General features: G+C 63.7%; 16 protein-coding genes and 1 pseudogene. 11 read left to right on the plus strand and 6 right to left on the minus strand.

Annotated features, from left to right (window positions below; all coding sequences use genetic code 11):
• Window positions 1-300, plus strand: a 300-nt coding sequence (locus ACIPRI_RS26170; protein ID WP_446624435.1) for a hypothetical protein, incomplete at its 5' end; no start/stop codon positions are given.
• A gap of 370 nt (window positions 301-670) precedes the next feature.
• Here the strand turns inward: ACIPRI_RS26170 and ACIPRI_RS26175 are convergent.
• The 3 genes from ACIPRI_RS26175 to ACIPRI_RS26185 all read right to left on the minus strand — a co-directional run bounded on the left by ACIPRI_RS26175 (window position 671) and on the right by ACIPRI_RS26185 (window position 2864).
• On the minus strand, window positions 671-2020 hold the full coding sequence (locus ACIPRI_RS26175; protein WP_446624436.1) for a type II toxin-antitoxin system HipA family toxin: 1350 nt from the start codon (window positions 2018-2020) through the stop codon (window positions 671-673).
• A 3-nt stretch (window positions 2021-2023) separates the two neighbouring features.
• Window positions 2024-2293: a helix-turn-helix domain-containing protein gene (locus tag ACIPRI_RS26180; RefSeq protein WP_446624437.1), complete on the minus strand. Its 270-nt coding sequence runs from the start codon at window positions 2291-2293 to the stop codon at window positions 2024-2026.
• 136 nt (window positions 2294-2429) lie between these two features.
• Window positions 2430-2864, minus strand: a complete 435-nt coding sequence (locus tag ACIPRI_RS26185; protein WP_446624438.1) for a hypothetical protein — start codon at window positions 2862-2864, stop codon at window positions 2430-2432.
• Here ACIPRI_RS26185 and ACIPRI_RS26190 point away from each other — a divergent pair.
• The 7 genes and pseudogenes from ACIPRI_RS26190 to ACIPRI_RS26220 form a co-directional block, all read left to right on the plus strand.
• Window positions 2806-2955 (plus strand): annotated as a pseudogene (locus ACIPRI_RS26190) (hypothetical protein); the annotation flags it as partial. The gene ACIPRI_RS26185 and the pseudogene ACIPRI_RS26190 overlap by 59 nt on opposite strands.
• A gap of 10 nt (window positions 2956-2965) precedes the next feature.
• A complete protein-coding gene (locus ACIPRI_RS26195) occupies window positions 2966-3757 on the plus strand; it encodes an AraC family transcriptional regulator (RefSeq protein ID WP_446624439.1) in 792 nt (263 codons plus the stop codon).
• A gap of 252 nt (window positions 3758-4009) precedes the next feature.
• Complete coding sequence (locus tag ACIPRI_RS26200) at window positions 4010-5317, plus strand: MFS transporter (RefSeq protein WP_446624440.1); 1308 nt, start codon at window positions 4010-4012, stop codon at window positions 5315-5317.
• A 55-nt stretch (window positions 5318-5372) separates the two neighbouring features.
• On the plus strand, window positions 5373-5912 hold the full coding sequence (locus tag ACIPRI_RS26205; RefSeq protein WP_446624441.1) for a hypothetical protein: 540 nt from the start codon (window positions 5373-5375) through the stop codon (window positions 5910-5912).
• Between the two features lie 69 nt (window positions 5913-5981).
• Window positions 5982-7577, plus strand: coding sequence for a GMC family oxidoreductase (locus ACIPRI_RS26210; RefSeq protein WP_446624442.1), 1596 nt, complete (start codon window positions 5982-5984; stop codon window positions 7575-7577).
• Between the two features lie 42 nt (window positions 7578-7619).
• Window positions 7620-9098 (plus strand): aldehyde dehydrogenase, encoded by a 1479-nt coding sequence (locus ACIPRI_RS26215; protein WP_446624443.1) that lies wholly within the window; start codon window positions 7620-7622, stop codon window positions 9096-9098.
• 109 nt (window positions 9099-9207) lie between these two features.
• Window positions 9208-9804, plus strand: a complete 597-nt coding sequence (locus tag ACIPRI_RS26220) for a helix-turn-helix domain-containing protein (RefSeq protein ID WP_446624444.1) — start codon at window positions 9208-9210, stop codon at window positions 9802-9804.
• Between the two features lie 27 nt (window positions 9805-9831).
• Here the strand turns inward: ACIPRI_RS26220 and ACIPRI_RS26225 are convergent, their stop codons facing one another.
• Both ACIPRI_RS26225 and ACIPRI_RS26230 read right to left on the minus strand, forming a co-directional pair.
• Window positions 9832-10791 carry a PDR/VanB family oxidoreductase gene (locus ACIPRI_RS26225; RefSeq protein ID WP_446624445.1) on the minus strand — a complete coding sequence of 320 codons (960 nt, stop codon included), beginning with the start codon at window positions 10789-10791 and terminating at the stop codon, window positions 9832-9834.
• Between the two features lie 6 nt (window positions 10792-10797).
• Complete coding sequence (locus ACIPRI_RS26230; RefSeq protein ID WP_446624446.1) at window positions 10798-11790, minus strand: TauD/TfdA family dioxygenase; 993 nt, start codon at window positions 11788-11790, stop codon at window positions 10798-10800.
• 281 nt (window positions 11791-12071) lie between these two features.
• On the opposite strand from ACIPRI_RS26230, the gene ACIPRI_RS26235 reads away from it, so the two are divergent.
• On the plus strand, window positions 12072-13040 hold the full coding sequence (locus tag ACIPRI_RS26235; protein ID WP_446624447.1) for a Bug family tripartite tricarboxylate transporter substrate binding protein: 969 nt from the start codon (window positions 12072-12074) through the stop codon (window positions 13038-13040).
• Here the strand turns inward: ACIPRI_RS26235 and ACIPRI_RS26240 are convergent.
• On the minus strand, window positions 13027-13827 hold the full coding sequence (locus ACIPRI_RS26240; protein WP_446624448.1) for an aldolase: 801 nt from the start codon (window positions 13825-13827) through the stop codon (window positions 13027-13029). The two genes, ACIPRI_RS26235 and ACIPRI_RS26240, sit on opposite strands and share 14 nt — an antisense overlap.
• A gap of 254 nt (window positions 13828-14081) precedes the next feature.
• Here ACIPRI_RS26240 and ACIPRI_RS26245 point away from each other — a divergent pair, with 254 nt between their 5' ends.
• Together ACIPRI_RS26245 and ACIPRI_RS26250 are read left to right on the plus strand one after the other, a co-directional pair.
• The gene (locus ACIPRI_RS26245) at window positions 14082-14489 is read left to right on the plus strand and encodes a globin family protein (protein WP_446624449.1); all 408 of its coding nucleotides are present in this window, start codon (window positions 14082-14084) and stop codon (window positions 14487-14489) included.
• Between the two features lie 233 nt (window positions 14490-14722).
• Window positions 14723-15616, plus strand: a complete 894-nt coding sequence (locus ACIPRI_RS26250) for an AraC family transcriptional regulator (RefSeq protein ID WP_446624450.1) — start codon at window positions 14723-14725, stop codon at window positions 15614-15616.
• Window positions 15617-15693: the final 77 nt, after the last annotated feature.

Consider the following 15693-nt stretch of genomic DNA (forward strand, 5'->3'; position numbering starts at 1 on the left):
GCGACGACCATGGTCACGCACACGACAGGTCCTGCTCCCTGGTTGTTTTGCTACATCGCGCATCTGCTCGCGCGTCAGGGTCGGTTCTTCGAAGCAGCAAAGACGATTGCCTATATCGACAGCTGCATGCTGGAGCCCGACCGCGTGCGTATGCCCCCGGTGCCAGAGCGTTGCTACGAAGAGGCACTCGCCATCGTCAAGACGGGTCTCGACACCGAGGCGCTCGGTCGCCTTCGCAACGAGGGTTCCCGGCTCAGCGCGGAGGAAGTGATCGCCATGGCCTTCCCGGCGCGGACTTAACGACACCAATAGCGACTTTGCGCACCGTCGGTAAGCGGCCAGTCGTGAATGACTCGTCATGGCCGACTTGCGACTTCAGGTATGACGATCGATCCAATCGCGAAGCACTGCCTTGCGCTGCTGCCCCGCGGGGGGATTGAGAAAAGTTTTCGCGTCGGCATCCGTGACACGCTCCCAGCCAGTGGCGCCGTTGGCAACGCAGAACAAGGAGGCCCGCTGCGCACCGCAGGATGTCAGGCTCATCTCGAATGAGTTCGCGTGGCCCAGGTCTGTCAGCTCGCCTACCTGCAACGAACGCCGCGCGGCCGCACGACGCGCCAAGGAACACCTCGAGCCTATGAGTTAGGGTGGAAGGGCTGCTTTACTAAACTCAGGCCGCAATTCTGTTTGCTGCTCCTCGCAATCCGTCGAGGATTGGGACTGACACATCCTGCGGAAAGCCATCCGGGAGCTGGTGTCGAACCTCTTGAATGACCCGCGGAGTTTGCTCGACCAGCTCATCAATCACGAACCGCACGTCTCGGCCGTCCGGCATGGTCACCCCATGGCGCTCGCCGACCGCCAGCCAGTGCCGACGCAGGATTTCTCGCATCTTCCAATGCGCGTTCGTCGTGCGAACCGCCATGGCCATCTTGGCCTTGTGCGGCGAAAGCTTCCCTGGGCCGGCGCCAAGGATCGGGTACGCCGACAAGACGTCGTAAAGCGGTGTGAGGTGATAGGTTCCGCCCGTGCGAAGGAACACGCTGAAGTTCTTTGCGTGCCCATCTGTCGCGCACAGCAGCCAGAAGACGACCTGGGCCTTGAAGAAGTTTCTGCGGTCTTCCTCGCGATTGCTGGAGCCCTCCAGGACCGCCATGATGCTGTCGATACCGGGTCCGCCGTCGCTCTCATACTTCAACGTCGGCGCGACTCCTTTGGCCTGGCACATGTCTTCCTGAGGGAGTCTGATGAGCCGGTCGTCACCCTTGGAGATATGTGCCCAAGAGCGGTCAAAGCGCTCTACGGACAGAACCTTCAGGTTCTCGAACTGCAGCGGCTCGCATGCCGCTACGGGCAACCCGTAGGCCCTCAAGATCAAGGAACACAACCACTCGTTCTCAACCGAGTTGCTCATGTCGTACTGCATGCCCCCAACAAGGCCCAAGGGGAGCTTGAAGATGTGCGTGGTCGGAGTGTCCCCTTGGGGTAGGCACCACTGACCGTTGTAGCGAAGAAGCGCCGTTTTCTCCTGCGCGCCGGCAATCGAGATTCGGAAATCGTCGTCGTCCTCACCGAGCCCACGCGCTGTGGGCGTCACAGTCGCGCGAAGAACCCGGGCGACGGCGGCATCGTCCAGTCTTTTCGCTTGGACAGGCTGCACGCCGGCCGGCACGTGGCCATCGGGAAGGATCTGCAAGGCGCCCACGCAGTCACGGCCAATCTCGCTCAGCAGATCGAAGGCCTCAGTTGAGCCCGTTCGGTACCGTCTCGCGATGCGCGTCCGGATTGGCTCGCTGTCCGGCAGCAGGTTCTCAAAGTAGGCTCGAACTGCTTCTCCCCGGTGCACCGCACCGCCTGGTAGGAAAGGTAGCGAAAGCGAAAGGGGACGACCCTGCTCGGAGGTCACCCAGTCAGGTGCGTACTCAAGCACGTAGCCCGTGCGGGGGCTCAGGCGCCAAGTGCCGACGAAGGCCCCATTCATCCAAAGGCCCAGTGCTTGTGTATGTGATCGACGGCCCATGGCCTACCACTGGAAAGGGGGTTTGGGCCCGCCTGCCTGCGACTGGCTCGGTACGTCACCCTTGCGCAGCACAAGGTCGACGCCGAGGAGGCTTAGCAGCTTCATCAGGCGGGCCGCGCTCACTCGTTCTGCGTTTCGCTCGAGCGCAGACATCGTCTGCTGGGTCACACCCAGGCGCACTGCCGCCTCCTCTTGCGTCAGGCCGGCCTGCTTTCGAAAGGCCTGGAGCATTGCCGGCAACTGCTCCGGAGTACGGACGATGAAGTCACTCATACAACCTCTAGACTGTTTACTTGGTTAACGCACTATAGGCTGTTTTCCTATTTTACCAAAGATTAATTGTATTTATCATTTACAAATAATAGTCTGTGATGCCTGAAATCCACCGCTCAACTCGCAGCAACACGCTTTACACCCGCACGCGCGCTCGACGTTGTTCAGTGCCCGGTGCTTGACCCCGAACGGACTGCGCTTCGAAACGATTGGCCTGCACGATGGTCTGCAGAAGAAGCAGTTCCGCACCTAGTCGGAAGTCGTTCCGGAGATGCGCGCTTGGGCGCTCGTGTTGCGCCGGGCCGAGGCCCGCCAACGTTGTGACAAGGCTCGCAAGGCGCTCGCGCACGGCGTTGACCCCAGCATAGCCAAACGCGAGGAAAAGCAGGCCAAAGCCGACGCCGAGGCGAACAGCTTCGAGATCGTGTCGCGGGACTGGATCGCCAAAGACGGCGAACGCGCGCGCAGCGGTCACACAAGCCAAGGTCACGAGTTGGCTTGAGAAGGACGTTTTCCCGTTCATCGGCAAGCTGCCCGTATCGACCATCCGAGCGAAAGACGTGCTGGACAAGGTGGCTCGCACCTCGTGCTGTGCATGCTCAGCGTGCTGCTCATCTGATCCGGTTGCGAGCGTCTCGCCGACAAAAGGATCGCGCCCCTAGAATCCGCGCGATGAGAGACCAATCGGGTGACTTTGCCAAGTGGATCCATAGCGTCGATGCCGCGCTGCCTCCCTTACTGGTCACCGAATACCGCTGGACCAAGACGACGGTGCCGCAGGGACACAAACACAGCCGCGGGCAGCTTGCGTTTTCCGGCGAAGACGTGATCACCGTCACCACTGCCGGCGGCAGGTGGGTCACGCCGCCGAATCGCGCCGTGTGGATACCGCCGTTGGTTTTCCATGAAACGTCGGCGGTGGCCGATGTCACGATGCACAGCGTGTTCGTGCAGGAGGACATGGCGGCCAGGCTCCCCAAGGCAGTGACCGCGGTGGCGGTATCGCCGCTGTTGAGAGAACTGATCTTCCATGCGGCGGAATTCTCCGAGAAGGCCGCTGCTTCGGCAGACGGGCAGCGCATCTTCAACGTGATTCTGGACCAGCTGCATCTGATCCAGACATCTCCGCTGGACCTCCCGATGCCGAAGGACAAGAGGCTGCGGAAAATATGCGAGGGCATTCTTCGCGACCCGGCCTCGCGGACCTCGCTGCACGAATGGGAGCAGATCGTCGGCGCAAGCAAGCGCACCATCACGCGGCTCTTCCCCCTGGAAACGCAACTGACCTTCGACGAGTGGCGCAAGCAGGCCGTGCTGCTCGAGGCCTTGCGGCGCCTGGCGGCGGGCCAGGCAGTGAGCCAGGTCGCCCTTGAGCTCAGCTACGACAGCCCGAGCGCCTTCATTGCGATGTTCAAGAGGTCGCTGGGCGCCACGCCCGGAAAGTACTTTCCCCGGGGGAAGTGAGCCCGCGGCCCGCCATTGCGCGGGCATCGCCCTGGCGGACGTCGCGGCAACGAGGCCCTTTCCCAGGCGCGCACATGCGTCACATGCAGCGCTCTAAGGCGGCGCGGCCCGCGATCGCATACCCGCAGGCGATCGAAAGAACTGACGCAAAGCAGGGATCCGCTGTCCGATTCCGGCAAGTTCCGCGGCGACCCCCTCGATATTCTGAGCTCATCCAATCCGACCAACCCAACCGATCAACTGGAGTGTGAGATGGTGAGCCAAACAATTGCGCCGACCTTCGGCATGGATCTAGTCCCTTCGCTATCGCAACGAAGAAAGGCTGCGGCGGCCAGCGTGATCGGAACGACGATCGAGGTCTACGACTTTTTCATTTTCGGAACCGCTGCAGCGCTGATCTTCAGCAAGCAGTTCTTTCCCAGCCTGGACCCGACCGCAGCCCTGATCGCGTCCTTTCTGTCGTACGCGGCCGGCTACTTCGCCAGGCCGCTCGGTGCGTTTCTGTTCGGCTACTTCGGTGACCGCTGGGGCCGCAAGGACACGCTGCTCGTCACGCTGGTCCTGATGGCGACGCCGACCATTCTGATCGGCCTGCTGCCGACCTATGCGCAGATCGGTCTACTCGCTCCCTTGCTGCTGTGCGTGCTGCGCATCCTGCAGGGCATTGCCTATGGCGGCGAGTGGGGCGGCGCGGTGCTGTTGGCGGTGGAGTACGCGCCCAGAGGACGCAAGGCCTTGTGGGGCAGCCTTCCCGCGGCCGGCGCGTCTGCCGGCATCGTGCTGGCCAGTCTGGCCTGGGCCGCCACATCCTCGTTGCAGGAAGACGCGTTCCAGTCCTGGGGATGGCGGCTTCCCTTCCTGGCCAGCGCGCTTCTGCTGGTGGTCGGTGTGTTCCTGCGCCGCAGCGTGAAGGAAACGCCGCAGTTCGAGACGGCCAAGCGCAACGGAGAAACGTCAAAGGCGCCCATCTCGGAACTCTTCGCCACCGCGAAGCTGCCGATGCTGCGCTGCATGGGCATGCGCATTTTCGAGAACAGCTGGTTCGCGATCCTGCTGGTGTTCGTCGTGTCGTATGCGGTCAGCACGGCGAAGATTCCGAAAGGAGAAGTGTTGAATGCGATCGCAGTCGGCGCGGCGATCTCGATGCCGATGTTTCTCTTCGTCGGATGGGTCGGCGACCGGGTCGGTCAAAAGATCGTCTACGCAGTCGGCGCCGTGCTGCTGGCAGGCTGGACCTGGATCATGTTCGATGCCGTTTCCGCAAGCCGGCCCCTGATGCCCATCGTCGTCGCCCTCGGCTTCATCTGGCCGCTGGTGTTTGCGCCGCAAACCTCTCTCTTCGCCGCCCAGTTCGATACACGGGTGCGGTATTCCGGGCTGTCGGTGTCCACGCAGATCGCCGGCATTCTCGGTGGCGGCATCGCGCCATTCATCGCGGCTGTGCTGGCGGCGAAGGCGGGCGGCAGTCCCCACCTCATTGCGGTGTACCTGACGGCGCTCGCAGGCCTCGGACTCCTCAGCGTGTACTTCATGCGACCCACCAAGTCATTGGACGACTGACCGATCCATCCGGCCGTAGATGAACCCCCACGGATCAAGAGCACAGGAGAAGGAAATGGCTGCATCGAACGACGTTCAACGGCGCGGCGTGGAATTTTATGCATCGTGGTCTCCCGCGATGCAGAAGTTCTGCGTCTCGGAACAAGACCTGGCGGTCCTCATGCAAGCCGCCGACCACATGATTCCCGGCGGCGACGGCTGGCCCAGGCCGTCCGGTACGGACGTGGCGGGCTACATCGCCAGGGGAGCGCGACGCAAGGCCGACGTGGACATGCTGTCCCAGGTGGCCCAACAGCTGCGTTCGTCGCTCGGCTCCGCGAACGCGTTGGCGAGCGCCCTGACGCAAGTGCAGGAGAGCCAGCCTGTCGCATTTCGCGTGCTGCAGGAGTTCGTGTACTACGCCTACTACGCACAGCAGGACGTCGTGCGGGCGATCCGCGACCTGCTCGACTGCGACTACATCAGCCCGCCGCAGCCGCGCGGCTACGAGATGCTGCCTGATGACGAGATCGCCCCGTCCCGCGCCCACAGCTATGTCCCGACGCATGCCGTGTGCCGGGTGGACCTGAGCAAGGTCGACTTTTCCGAGAAGTAAGCAGGAGAGAACATGCGCACCAATCCTCACCGCGTCACCCAGACGGAAGTCCTGATCATCGGCGCCGGCATGGCCGGCGGCGCCATCGCCAAGAGGCTGAGCGACCACGGTATCAAGGTCATCTGCCTGGAGCAGGGACCGGAAGTCCAGCAAAGCCAACTGCCTCACCTGTCCGAAAGTTTCGAGCTGGACAAGACGCGTGACGCCAACGTGCATCCGAACGTGCGCGGCCTGAAAGAGGACTACCCGGTCACATCGGATGACATCGGTTCGAGCATCCGGATGGTCAACGCCGTCGGCGGCAGTGCCAACAAGTATTCGGGCGTCTGGATGCGGCCGCGCCCCAGCGACTTCAGGAAGGGCACGGAGCACGGCATGGCGCCGGATTGGCCCATCTCGTACGAAGACCTCGCCCCCTACTTCGACATCTGCGATGGCGAGATGGGCATCTCGGGCCTGAATGGCGATCCAGGATATCCGACACGGTCCCCCAGAAACACGCCAATGATTCCGCTGGGACGATCGGGCAAGCGTCTTGCCGGCGCGCTAGACAAGCTGGGCTGGCACTGGTGGCCCACGGACAACGCGATCATCACCGAAGACTTCGACGGACGGCTCGCGTGCAACCATTGCGGCCAGTGCGTGATGGGCTGCCCGCGCGGCTCCATGGGAACCAGCGCGACAGCCTACTGGCCGCAGGCGATCCGCAATGGCGCGGATCTACGGACTTTCGCGCGGGTCCACCGCATCGTCTACGACGGCGCGCGCGCCAAGGGCGCGGTCTACGAGGACCTGAACACAGGCGCCCATCACGAAATCTCTGCGGACATCGTCGTCGTCTGTGCCAACGGCATCGGAACGCCGCGATTGCTGCTGATGTCGGCCACCGGCGGCTCCGACGGGCTGGCCAATTCCAGCGGCTTGCTCGGCAAGAATCTGATGCTGCACCCACAGGCCTTCGTCGAAGGCATCTTCGACGACCCGATGGACAGCTACAAGGGCGCGCGCGGATCGCCGTTGTACTGCGGCGAGTTCATGGAGACCGACGTTTCGCGCGGCTTCGTGAACGGCTACACCATCGTGATGGTGCGCGCGCCGGGGGCGGGCTATGCGTCGATGGGCTACTCGACATTCAAGCCCGTCAACTGGGGACCGGATCACCACCGGCATTTCGCCGAGATGTTCAACCACCAGGCATGGCTGATGAACCTCGCTGAAGACTTGCCGCTGGAGCGCAACACTGTGACGCTGGACCCGCTCAAGAAGGACTCCAGCGGTTTGCCTGCACCGAAGGTCAGCTACCGCATGCACGACCAGGACCGGCGAGCCACGCAGCACGCGATCGACCGCTCCGAGGAGTTGATGCGGGCGGCCGGTGCGCGGACCGTGAACAACTCCGGCGTGCTGGAGCAACCCTGCGGCTTTCATCTGATGGGTACTGCGCGCATGGGGTTCTCGCGCACCGATTCCGTGGTGAACAAATGGCATCGGAGCTGGGACGTCCCGAACATGTTCATCTGCGATGGCAGTTCGATGGCCAGCAGCTTCGGCGTGACGCCGACCGCGACGATCGGCGCCATGGCGGTCCGCCTGGCCGACTACATCGCGAAGAACAGGACCACGCTGTTGCAGAAGACAGCGACGCAAGAGGCCGCGATCGCCTGATCCGCGGCAGCCAAAGACAACGCAGAAACAAAGGCGCATGAAATGAAGAAGTACCAGATGTTCGTCGATGGCAGGGAGGCCGAGTCCAGTACCGGAGACTGGTTCGAAACCTTCGATCCATTCCTCGGTGCCCCTTGGGCGCTGATCCCGCGCGGCGCTGCGGCGGACGTGGACCGGGCGGTGCAGGCGGCGCACGCCCAGTTCGCGGGGGGTGAATGGTCGCAACTGACGCCGACCCAGCGCGGCGCGCTGCTGCGAAAGGTGGGCGATCTGATCGCACGCGATGCCGGGAAGCTCGCTGCGCTGGAAGTCAAGGACAACGGCAAGCTGATCGCCGAGATGTCCGGGCAGTTGAACTACATCCCGCAGTGGTACTACTACTTCGGCGGCCTGGCCGACAAGATCGAGGGCGCGGTGCTGCCTTCGGACAAGAAGGGCTACTTCAATTTCACTCGCAACGAGCCCCTGGGCGTGGTGGCGGCGATCACGCCCTGGAACTCGCCGTTGCTGATCCTGTCGTGGAAGCTCGCCCCGGCGTTGGCCGCGGGATGCACCGTTGTCATCAAGCCATCGGAATTCGCCTCGGCCTCGACGCTGGAGTTCGTCAAGCTGTTCGCCGAGGCGGGGTTCCCGCCCGGCGTGGTCAATGCGGTCACTGGCTTCGGCAAGGATGTGGGCGCTGCGCTGGTCGAGCATCCGCTGGTGAAGAAGATCAGTTTCACCGGCTCCGACCACACGGGCCGCATGATCAACGAACAGGCGGCGCGGCAGTTCAAGTCGGTCAATCTCGAACTTGGAGGGAAGTCGCCCAACATCGTCTTCGCCGATGCCGACATGGACGATGCGGTCAACGGTGCCATCTCGGCGATCCTGGCGGCGACCGGGCAGACCTGCATCGCGGGCTCGCGCCTGCTGCTGCAGCGTCCGATCCATGACCTCTTCCTGGAGAAGCTGATCCCGATTGCGGGGTCCGCGCGCATGGGCGATCCGGCGTCCTCCTCCACACAAGTCGGTCCCGTCACCACCCGCCAGCAGCTCGACAAGATCGAGTCCTTCATCGAGATCGCCAGGAAGGATGGCGCAACACTGGCTCTGGGCGGGCAGCGTGCGAGACGCCCGGAATGTGGCGACGGCTGGTTCGTCGAGCCCACCATCTTCACCGGCGTCGTCAACAGCATGCGCATTGCGCAGGAAGAGGTGTTCGGTCCGGTGCTTTCGGTGATTCCGTTCGACTCGGAAGAAGAGGCGCTGGCGATCGCGAACGACACGCCCTTCGGCCTGGGCGCCGGCGTGTGGACGCAGGATTTCGGCCGCATGCTGCGCATGTCCGAGCGCATCCAGTCCGGCACCGTGTGGGTCAACAGCTACCGTGCTGCGAGTTTCATGTCGCCGTTCGGCGGCTACAAGGACTCCGGCGTGGGACGAGAGAACGGCCTCGGCGCCATCCATGAATACCTGCAGACCAAATCCGTCTGGATCAACGTGGGTGTCAAGACCGGCAACGCATTCGTGATGCGATGAGTCGCGCAGGGTGCAGCGCGGCCGGCGGGCGAGGCCGTCAAGAGACCTTGTAGGCATAATCCGGGAGCCGTTGCCGCCGGCAGACACGCGACCTACATGGAGCCCGGTATTGAAGAAGCCATCGGACAGCAGAGCGCCCATCCCTGAAGAGCTGGCCCTCGGTCCACGCCTCAAGAACCTCCGGCTCAGGTCGCGTCTGACCCTGGAGGATGTGTCGCAGCGTAGCGGGCTCGAGAAGAGCTACCTCTCTCGGCTGGAGCGCAGCCTGAAGCGGCCTTCGATCTCGACGGTCCTGAAGCTGTGCGACGCGCTGGGCGTCAAGCTCTCCTCCCTGCTCGAAGAGAGCGCACAGGACTCGATGATCCGCGTGATCCGCAAGAAGGATCGCAAGGACCAGGTGGTCCAGGGCGATGCCGACAACGCGGTGAAGAATTACCAGATCGTTTCGCCCGCGGACGACAAGCGCTTTCTGAGCCTCTTCCTCGTCAAGCCCAGTTCGAAGAAGACCACGCGCACGAGCTCGAGCCACTCGGGCGAGGAGATCGCCTTCGTGCTCAAGGGCTGCGTCGAGCTGACGATCGGCGGCTCCACCATCACGGCGGAAGAGGGCGATTGCGTCCACTTCATGGCGCAGACCGAGCACACCATGCGTTCGGTCGGGCGCACGGTCTGCGAAGTGCTGGTGGTCACCTCACCGGTGCACTGAGGGGCGTTCCGGGCGCACACCGCCTGCCTACAGGTCCAGAACGAGCGTCGCGGACCTGGCGCGCGACACGCAGATGCGGATCCACTCGCTCTGCTCCGGCGCGGTGCTGTACAGCGCGTCCTTGTGATCGGGCTCGCCCTCCAGGACGCGTTGCGTGCATCTCCCGCACGCACCGTGCCGGCAGTCGTATTCGACGGGAACACCGGCCGCGAGCAGTGCGTCGAGAATGGTCTGGCCTGGCTGAACGCCGACTTCGCTGCCGCTCCTGGCCAGCCTCACGTTGAAAGCAGTATCTTCCGCCGAAGATGCGCCGTCGAAGGACTCGAAGTGCACGCGGCTTGCATCCCATGCGAGCGCTCTCGCCATCGAGACGACGTCCTGGATCATGCCGGCCGGGCCACACACATAGACGTGCGTGTCCGCCGACGCCCGCGCCAGGCTGCCACGAATGTCCAGACGCCCCATCGCAGGATCGGCGGTGGTCACGATCGTGCATGCCGCATGCCGCATCGCGCGAAGCTCCTCCAGGAACGGCATGACTGCCTGTGACTTTCCTGAATAGAAAAGTTCGAAGACGGTCCCCGTCTGGTCGAGCCTTCTCGCCAAGGACAGCACAGGCGTGATGCCGATCCCGCCGGCGATCAGAAGATGGCGGCCCGCTTCGCGGGCCAGGCCGAAGCCGTGCACCGGATCCGAGACTGTGACCACGCGCCCGGGGCGAACGGATGCATGCAGGAACGCGGAGATCCCCGACGGCCGATCGCCGCGGGCCACGGAGATCTCGTAGCCTGCGACATCGCCGGGCTGCGACGTTAGGGTGTAGGCGCGTGTGCCATGCAGGCCTGAGGCGGCATCCTTGAGCGCAACGACGACATGAGCTCCCGGCTCGAACGGCGTCACCGGTTTCCTGTCGACGCGCACGAGCCGAAATGTCTTGACCTGCGCGCAGGTAGTATCGACCGACGCCACCCGGAACATCGTTGCCATGCGCGGCTAGCGTCCGTTGTAGGCGGGATCGCCCTGGTCGCGCAGCCAGATCCGCAGCAGATGCCGCCTCTTGCCTTCTTCGTCGTTGTCGATGAACTCCGTCCGGCTGTGCACGATCACCTGGTTGTTCACGAACTGCAACTGGCCCGGCGACATGTAGAACTCGGCCACCAGATCGTCCTGCGCGAACAGTTCGTCCAGTGCGGCGATCGCATCGGCCGTCGCGTCGTCCAGGTCCGCCTCGCCCATTTCGAACGCGCTCTTCATCTGGTAGGGACCGACACGCGCTTTCAGAACATTGCCGTCGAAGCGCAGAAACGGTGCACTCATGCACTGCGGCTCCGCTGGGTCATGCTCGCGCATCCGGAAATACTTAAAGTCGGCGTGCAGGCGCGGCAGGACGTCGGGGTGGTGCTCTAGCAGCCAGTTGTATCCGCTGATGACGCTGAACGCGCGACTCAGTCCGCCAGACTTGGGCTCCTGCAGCATGAGCAGGCCAACATATTGCGGCGGCAGCGGCGTGTTGGCCCCGTCGTTGTGGAACTCCAGGAGCTCGCGCGATGTGGAGCCGCGGGCTGCCGATCCGGCCTTCATCGGAATGCCGGCATCCTTGACATCGGCCATCATGTTTCCGTTGTGCTTCTGCGCAACGGGCCGTCCGAGAAGGGACGAGACCACCCAGTACACAGCGCGCGCCTCGTCCGTCGACATCCGCTCGGTCGGCAAGCGATTGAGCACGCAGATGCCGATGCCCTGGTCCAGGGTCGTGCGGACGGGGCCCTCCATGAACGCTCTGGTTCTTCCCAGGGCGAATTGCGAGGGCGACAAGGTCTGAAAGGGGCCAGGCGAGCGCCGGATGGATTCGAGCATGACCAGGATTTCTTCAGTGACTTCCTTCGGCACCGGGAGGAGCCATGACGACTCCGCGAGAGAGTCCAGGGTCCAGGCCATCGGGCCTTCAATTTTGGTGGCGGGCATCGAATCGACAGTGGCGTTCATGCGTTTCCTGAGGGGTGTATTTGCGATGCCTGAACGATAGGGCGGCCTGCGCATTTCTCTGCGTCGCGTACAGGCCATTCGATAGCGATGCAAGGCCAAGGTGTCGCCCGGCCAGGGGTCCGCATGTGTCCGATTTGCGTTAGCGCCGGCGGGCCTGCGTGGGCATCATGTGCCGTGGGAACTTCCCTCGTCGACCCCATGACGCATTGCGGCGCCCAACCCGCTGACGCAGCAGTGCCCGGGAGATCGCGCGAATGTCCACCTCACTCGGAGAGAAGCCGATGAACGCCTGTCTCGCGCGCCTGATCCTTGGCGCGACCACCGCCGCCCTGGCGATGTGCGGCCCCGCGGCTGCGCAGGAGGGAAAGATCATGAAGATCGTCGTCATCACTGCGGCAGGTGGCGCCGGCGACTTCATGGCCCGCTACGTCGCCGAGCGTCTGGGGACGAAGACCGGAAGAACGGTCGTGGTCGAGAATCGCCCTGGTGCCGGAGGCAACATCGCCTCCGCGCTGGTCGCGCGTTCCGCCAACGACGGGACGACCGTGCTGCTCACGTCGAACAACCACACCGTCAACCCGCAGATCTTCAGCAAGGCGGGATACGACGCCTTCAAGGACTTCACGCCGGTCACCCAGCTCACGCGAGGCCCGGTCGTTCTTGCGGTCGGACCGGGCAGCCAGGCCAGGACATTGCGCGAGTTCGTCGACGCCAGCAAGCTCAACGCGGCGAATGGCAGCTATGCCACCTACGGCATCGGCGGTGCGGCCCATCTGGTGGGAGAAATGCTGAGCAGGGCCTCCGGAGCGGGTCTGCAGCACGTCGCCTACCGGGGAGCGGCCCCGGCGCTCACCGATACCATCGCCGGCCAGGTCCCGGCGGTCATCGTCTCGCTTGCTGCGGCAAGCGCCTACATCAAGTCAGGGCAGCTGCGTCCTTTGGCGGTGTCCTCGGCTGCGCGCTGGCCGGGCGCGACATTCATTCCCACCATCGCCGAGAGCGGGTGGAAAGATGCGGTCTACGACATCTGGATCGGCATCGTCGCGCCGGCCGGCACACCGGCCGATGTCGTGAGCCAGTTGAACAAGGACATCTCCGAGATCGTGAAGACGCCCGAGGCGCGCGAGACCTTTGCCAGGCAGGGCATGGAGCCGGTGGGAAGCAGCGCCGCGGAATTCGATGCCTATCTCAGGAAGGAAGCCGCCACGATGGAGCAGATCATCAAGGCGAACAAGATCACTGCGGATTGACGTTTCCTTCGGTGCCTCGGTGAAGGCAGTCGCCGCTTTCGCGCAAGACGGCTCGGGCGAAGTACTGGAAGGTCAGGCTGATGATCTCCGGCTTCAGCAGGAAATCCCGCGACTCGCGCGCCAGCTCGGGTTTCACCGGCGTGATCGAGCCGAGCGCGGCGGCGCGCAGCTGAGCTGCTGCAGCCTGTTCCAGCCAGAGCGCCAGTACGGCCGCCTCCTCGATGCTGGCCCCAGCGGTCAGCAGCCCATGGTGGGCTAGCAGCAGCGTCTTCTTGCTGCCAAGCGCCTGCGAGATGATGGAACCTTCGTCGTCGGCAATCGGCAGACCGGGCCAATCGGCCAGGTAGGCGCAGTTGTCGAACAACGGGGTCGCGTCCATGTGCGAGACGACAAGTGCCTGGCCGGTCATGGACAGGGCCGATGTCGCCGGCGGGTGCGTGTGCACGATGCTCTGGACATCCGGACGCGCGCGATAGACCCAGAGGTGGAAGCGCGTTGCGGGGTTGGGAAGCGATGTGCCGTCGAGCGGACGCAAGTCGTCGTCAACCAGGATCAGGTCGTCGATCATGGCCTCGTCGGCGCCGATGCCGAACTTCAGCGTCCAGTACGTCCCCGGGTCCACGCCGCGTGCGCTGATCTGGCCTGCGAGCCCACCGTGCCAGTGACCGGCGGCACCGAGCATTCGGCAGGCCAGGACCAGCTTTTCATCGAGCGGCCGGGTATCGAGCTGCACCTTGCGTGCGATCTCCTCGTCAACCCGATCTCGGGTCGCATTCTTGCTGTTCATGGTGTTTCCTTCTTGGATCTGGCATCCGCCGGGGATGGCGGCGACGAATGGACAACAAGTTGCCCAGCCCGTTCATTCGAGCATATGCCGTTTCCGCGAGTCAATCCTGGAATCGGACAGTTTGCGTGCGACAGACATCGGGGTAAGTCGCATCTGGACAACCTGTTGTTCGATGGCACACAGTTTGCTTGACGTCGCTGTGCTCTTGCAGGAATTCAGGGCATGCCCATCAACCATTGGAAAGAGGTCGTGCGATGAATGCAACGCAGGTCGAGCTGGTGCAAGGCAGCTTCAGGAAAGTCGCCCCGAATGCGAGTGAAGTCGGCGCTTTGTTCTATCAGAAGCTGTTCGAGCTGGCGCCGCAATTGCGGCCGATGTTCAAAGGCGAAGTTTCGGTTCAGCAAGACAAGCTAATGGCGACGCTACGCTACGTCGTCGAGCGGCTCGACGCGTTGCCGACCATCATGCGTGACGTGCAGGAGTTGGCCGCGAGGCATGTGGGCTACGGCGTCCGCCCGGAACACTATGCGCTGGTCGGTGCTGCCCTGCTTGCGACCCTGGAAGAAGGCCTGGGTGCCGATTTCGACGCCAGGACGAAGCAGGCGTGGGAAGCCGCGTACGACCTCCTGTCCGGCGCGATGACGCGCAGCGCGTACCTATGACGCGAAGGGCCGGCGCAAGTCGGCACCTTGTCGGTGCAAGGCATGGCAGAACGAGCCGATGCGCGACTGAATGGTGCGAGGCCGCGGGCGCGCTTGCCTGGCGCGCTTGTTGCGATTGCTTCGGGGAGAGAGCTTCCGTGGTGAGTGTGTCCAACTGAACCAGGAGATTCATATGCGTTACTTGCATTCCTTGTCTTCGGCCACACCGTCGAAGGTCGCGGCACTGGCGCAGGATGGACGATCCGCGCGCGACGCAGGCTGAGGCTTGGCCCATCGCCAGCACCGGACGAATGCCCATGCCTGGACTTGCTGTTGACGAGCAGAGCTTCTGCGTCAGCTCGGAAATGTGCGGCGCCAATCTGTTCTTTCCGCCGCACACGCACCCTACGCTCCAAGTCGTGTTCAGCCTGGATGGGACGCTGACGGCATCCACCACGTCGAGCGAGTGGCGCGCGCCGCCGCACTCCATGGTCTGGATACCGCCCCACCGGCAGCACGGCCTTGCGGTGGCGCGCCCCTGCAAGGTCTTCTGCATTCACCTCTCGACCCACGGACTGGAGGCGTTGGACGATTGCAGTGTTTCGCCGGTGTCGACACTGGTTATCGAACTCGTGGGGTATCTCGCGCGCTCGGATCGCTTCGTGGACCTGGCGCGGCAAGCCTGCCTGAAGGAGGTCATCCGGGAGGAGCTTCAGTGCGTGGACTCATCCGCATGCAGGATGCAATTGCCACTGGACCGCAGGGCAGCCCGCATCGCACGCGCCATCCTGGCGGAGCCCTCGAACCCTCGCACCCTGCATGAGTGGGCGAGCGAAGTCGGGGCCTGCGAGCGCACCCTGTCGCGCGTGTTCGAGCGGCAGACGGGCCTCACGTTCAAGAAGTGGCAACAAAGAAGCCGCTTGCTCAGGGCTGTTGAACTTCTGCGCCAGGGGCTGCCGGTCACGGAGGTCGCGCTGACGGTGGGCTACGAAAGCGTGAGTGCCTTCATTTCCATCTTCAGGAAGGAGTACGGCGTGACCCCCGGCACCTACGTGAACGCGCCGCGGTCAGACATCGCGAGGGGCAGGCTCCCCGCTGCAAGTGCCAGTGAGCGCAGCCAGCACACCGAGCAGCATGTCGCCGGCTGACGGAAGGGGCTGACCGCGACGCGGAGCGTGCTCGAGAATCGACGCAATATCGGAGGGCGCTCCGAAGTGCTTTGCGC

The sequence above is a fragment of the Variovorax sp. LARHSF232 genome (assembly GCF_052871435.1).

Bases quoted from the DNA above. Each gene is read 5' to 3' on its own strand.
- ACIPRI_RS26175 (WP_446624436.1), bottom strand. From the start codon at position 2,020: ATGGGCCGTCGATCACATACACAAGCACTGGGCCTTTGGATGAATGGG.
- ACIPRI_RS26180 (WP_446624437.1), bottom strand. From the start codon at position 2,293: ATGAGTGACTTCATCGTCCGTACTCCGGAGCAGTTGCCGGCAATGCTC.
- ACIPRI_RS26195 (WP_446624439.1), top strand. From the start codon at position 2,966: ATGAGAGACCAATCGGGTGACTTTGCCAAGTGGATCCATAGCGTCGAT.
- ACIPRI_RS26200 (WP_446624440.1), top strand. From the start codon at position 4,010: ATGGTGAGCCAAACAATTGCGCCGACCTTCGGCATGGATCTAGTCCCT.
- ACIPRI_RS26205 (WP_446624441.1), top strand. From the start codon at position 5,373: ATGGCTGCATCGAACGACGTTCAACGGCGCGGCGTGGAATTTTATGCA.
- ACIPRI_RS26210 (WP_446624442.1), top strand. From the start codon at position 5,982: ATGGCCGGCGGCGCCATCGCCAAGAGGCTGAGCGACCACGGTATCAAG.
- ACIPRI_RS26215 (WP_446624443.1), top strand. From the start codon at position 7,620: ATGAAGAAGTACCAGATGTTCGTCGATGGCAGGGAGGCCGAGTCCAGT.
- ACIPRI_RS26225 (WP_446624445.1), bottom strand. From the start codon at position 10,791: ATGGCAACGATGTTCCGGGTGGCGTCGGTCGATACTACCTGCGCGCAG.
- ACIPRI_RS26230 (WP_446624446.1), bottom strand. From the start codon at position 11,790: ATGAACGCCACTGTCGATTCGATGCCCGCCACCAAAATTGAAGGCCCG.
- ACIPRI_RS26235 (WP_446624447.1), top strand. From the start codon at position 12,072: ATGAACGCCTGTCTCGCGCGCCTGATCCTTGGCGCGACCACCGCCGCC.
- ACIPRI_RS26240 (WP_446624448.1), bottom strand. From the start codon at position 13,827: ATGAACAGCAAGAATGCGACCCGAGATCGGGTTGACGAGGAGATCGCA.
- ACIPRI_RS26245 (WP_446624449.1), top strand. From the start codon at position 14,082: ATGAATGCAACGCAGGTCGAGCTGGTGCAAGGCAGCTTCAGGAAAGTC.
- ACIPRI_RS26250 (WP_446624450.1), top strand. From the start codon at position 14,723: ATGGACGATCCGCGCGCGACGCAGGCTGAGGCTTGGCCCATCGCCAGC.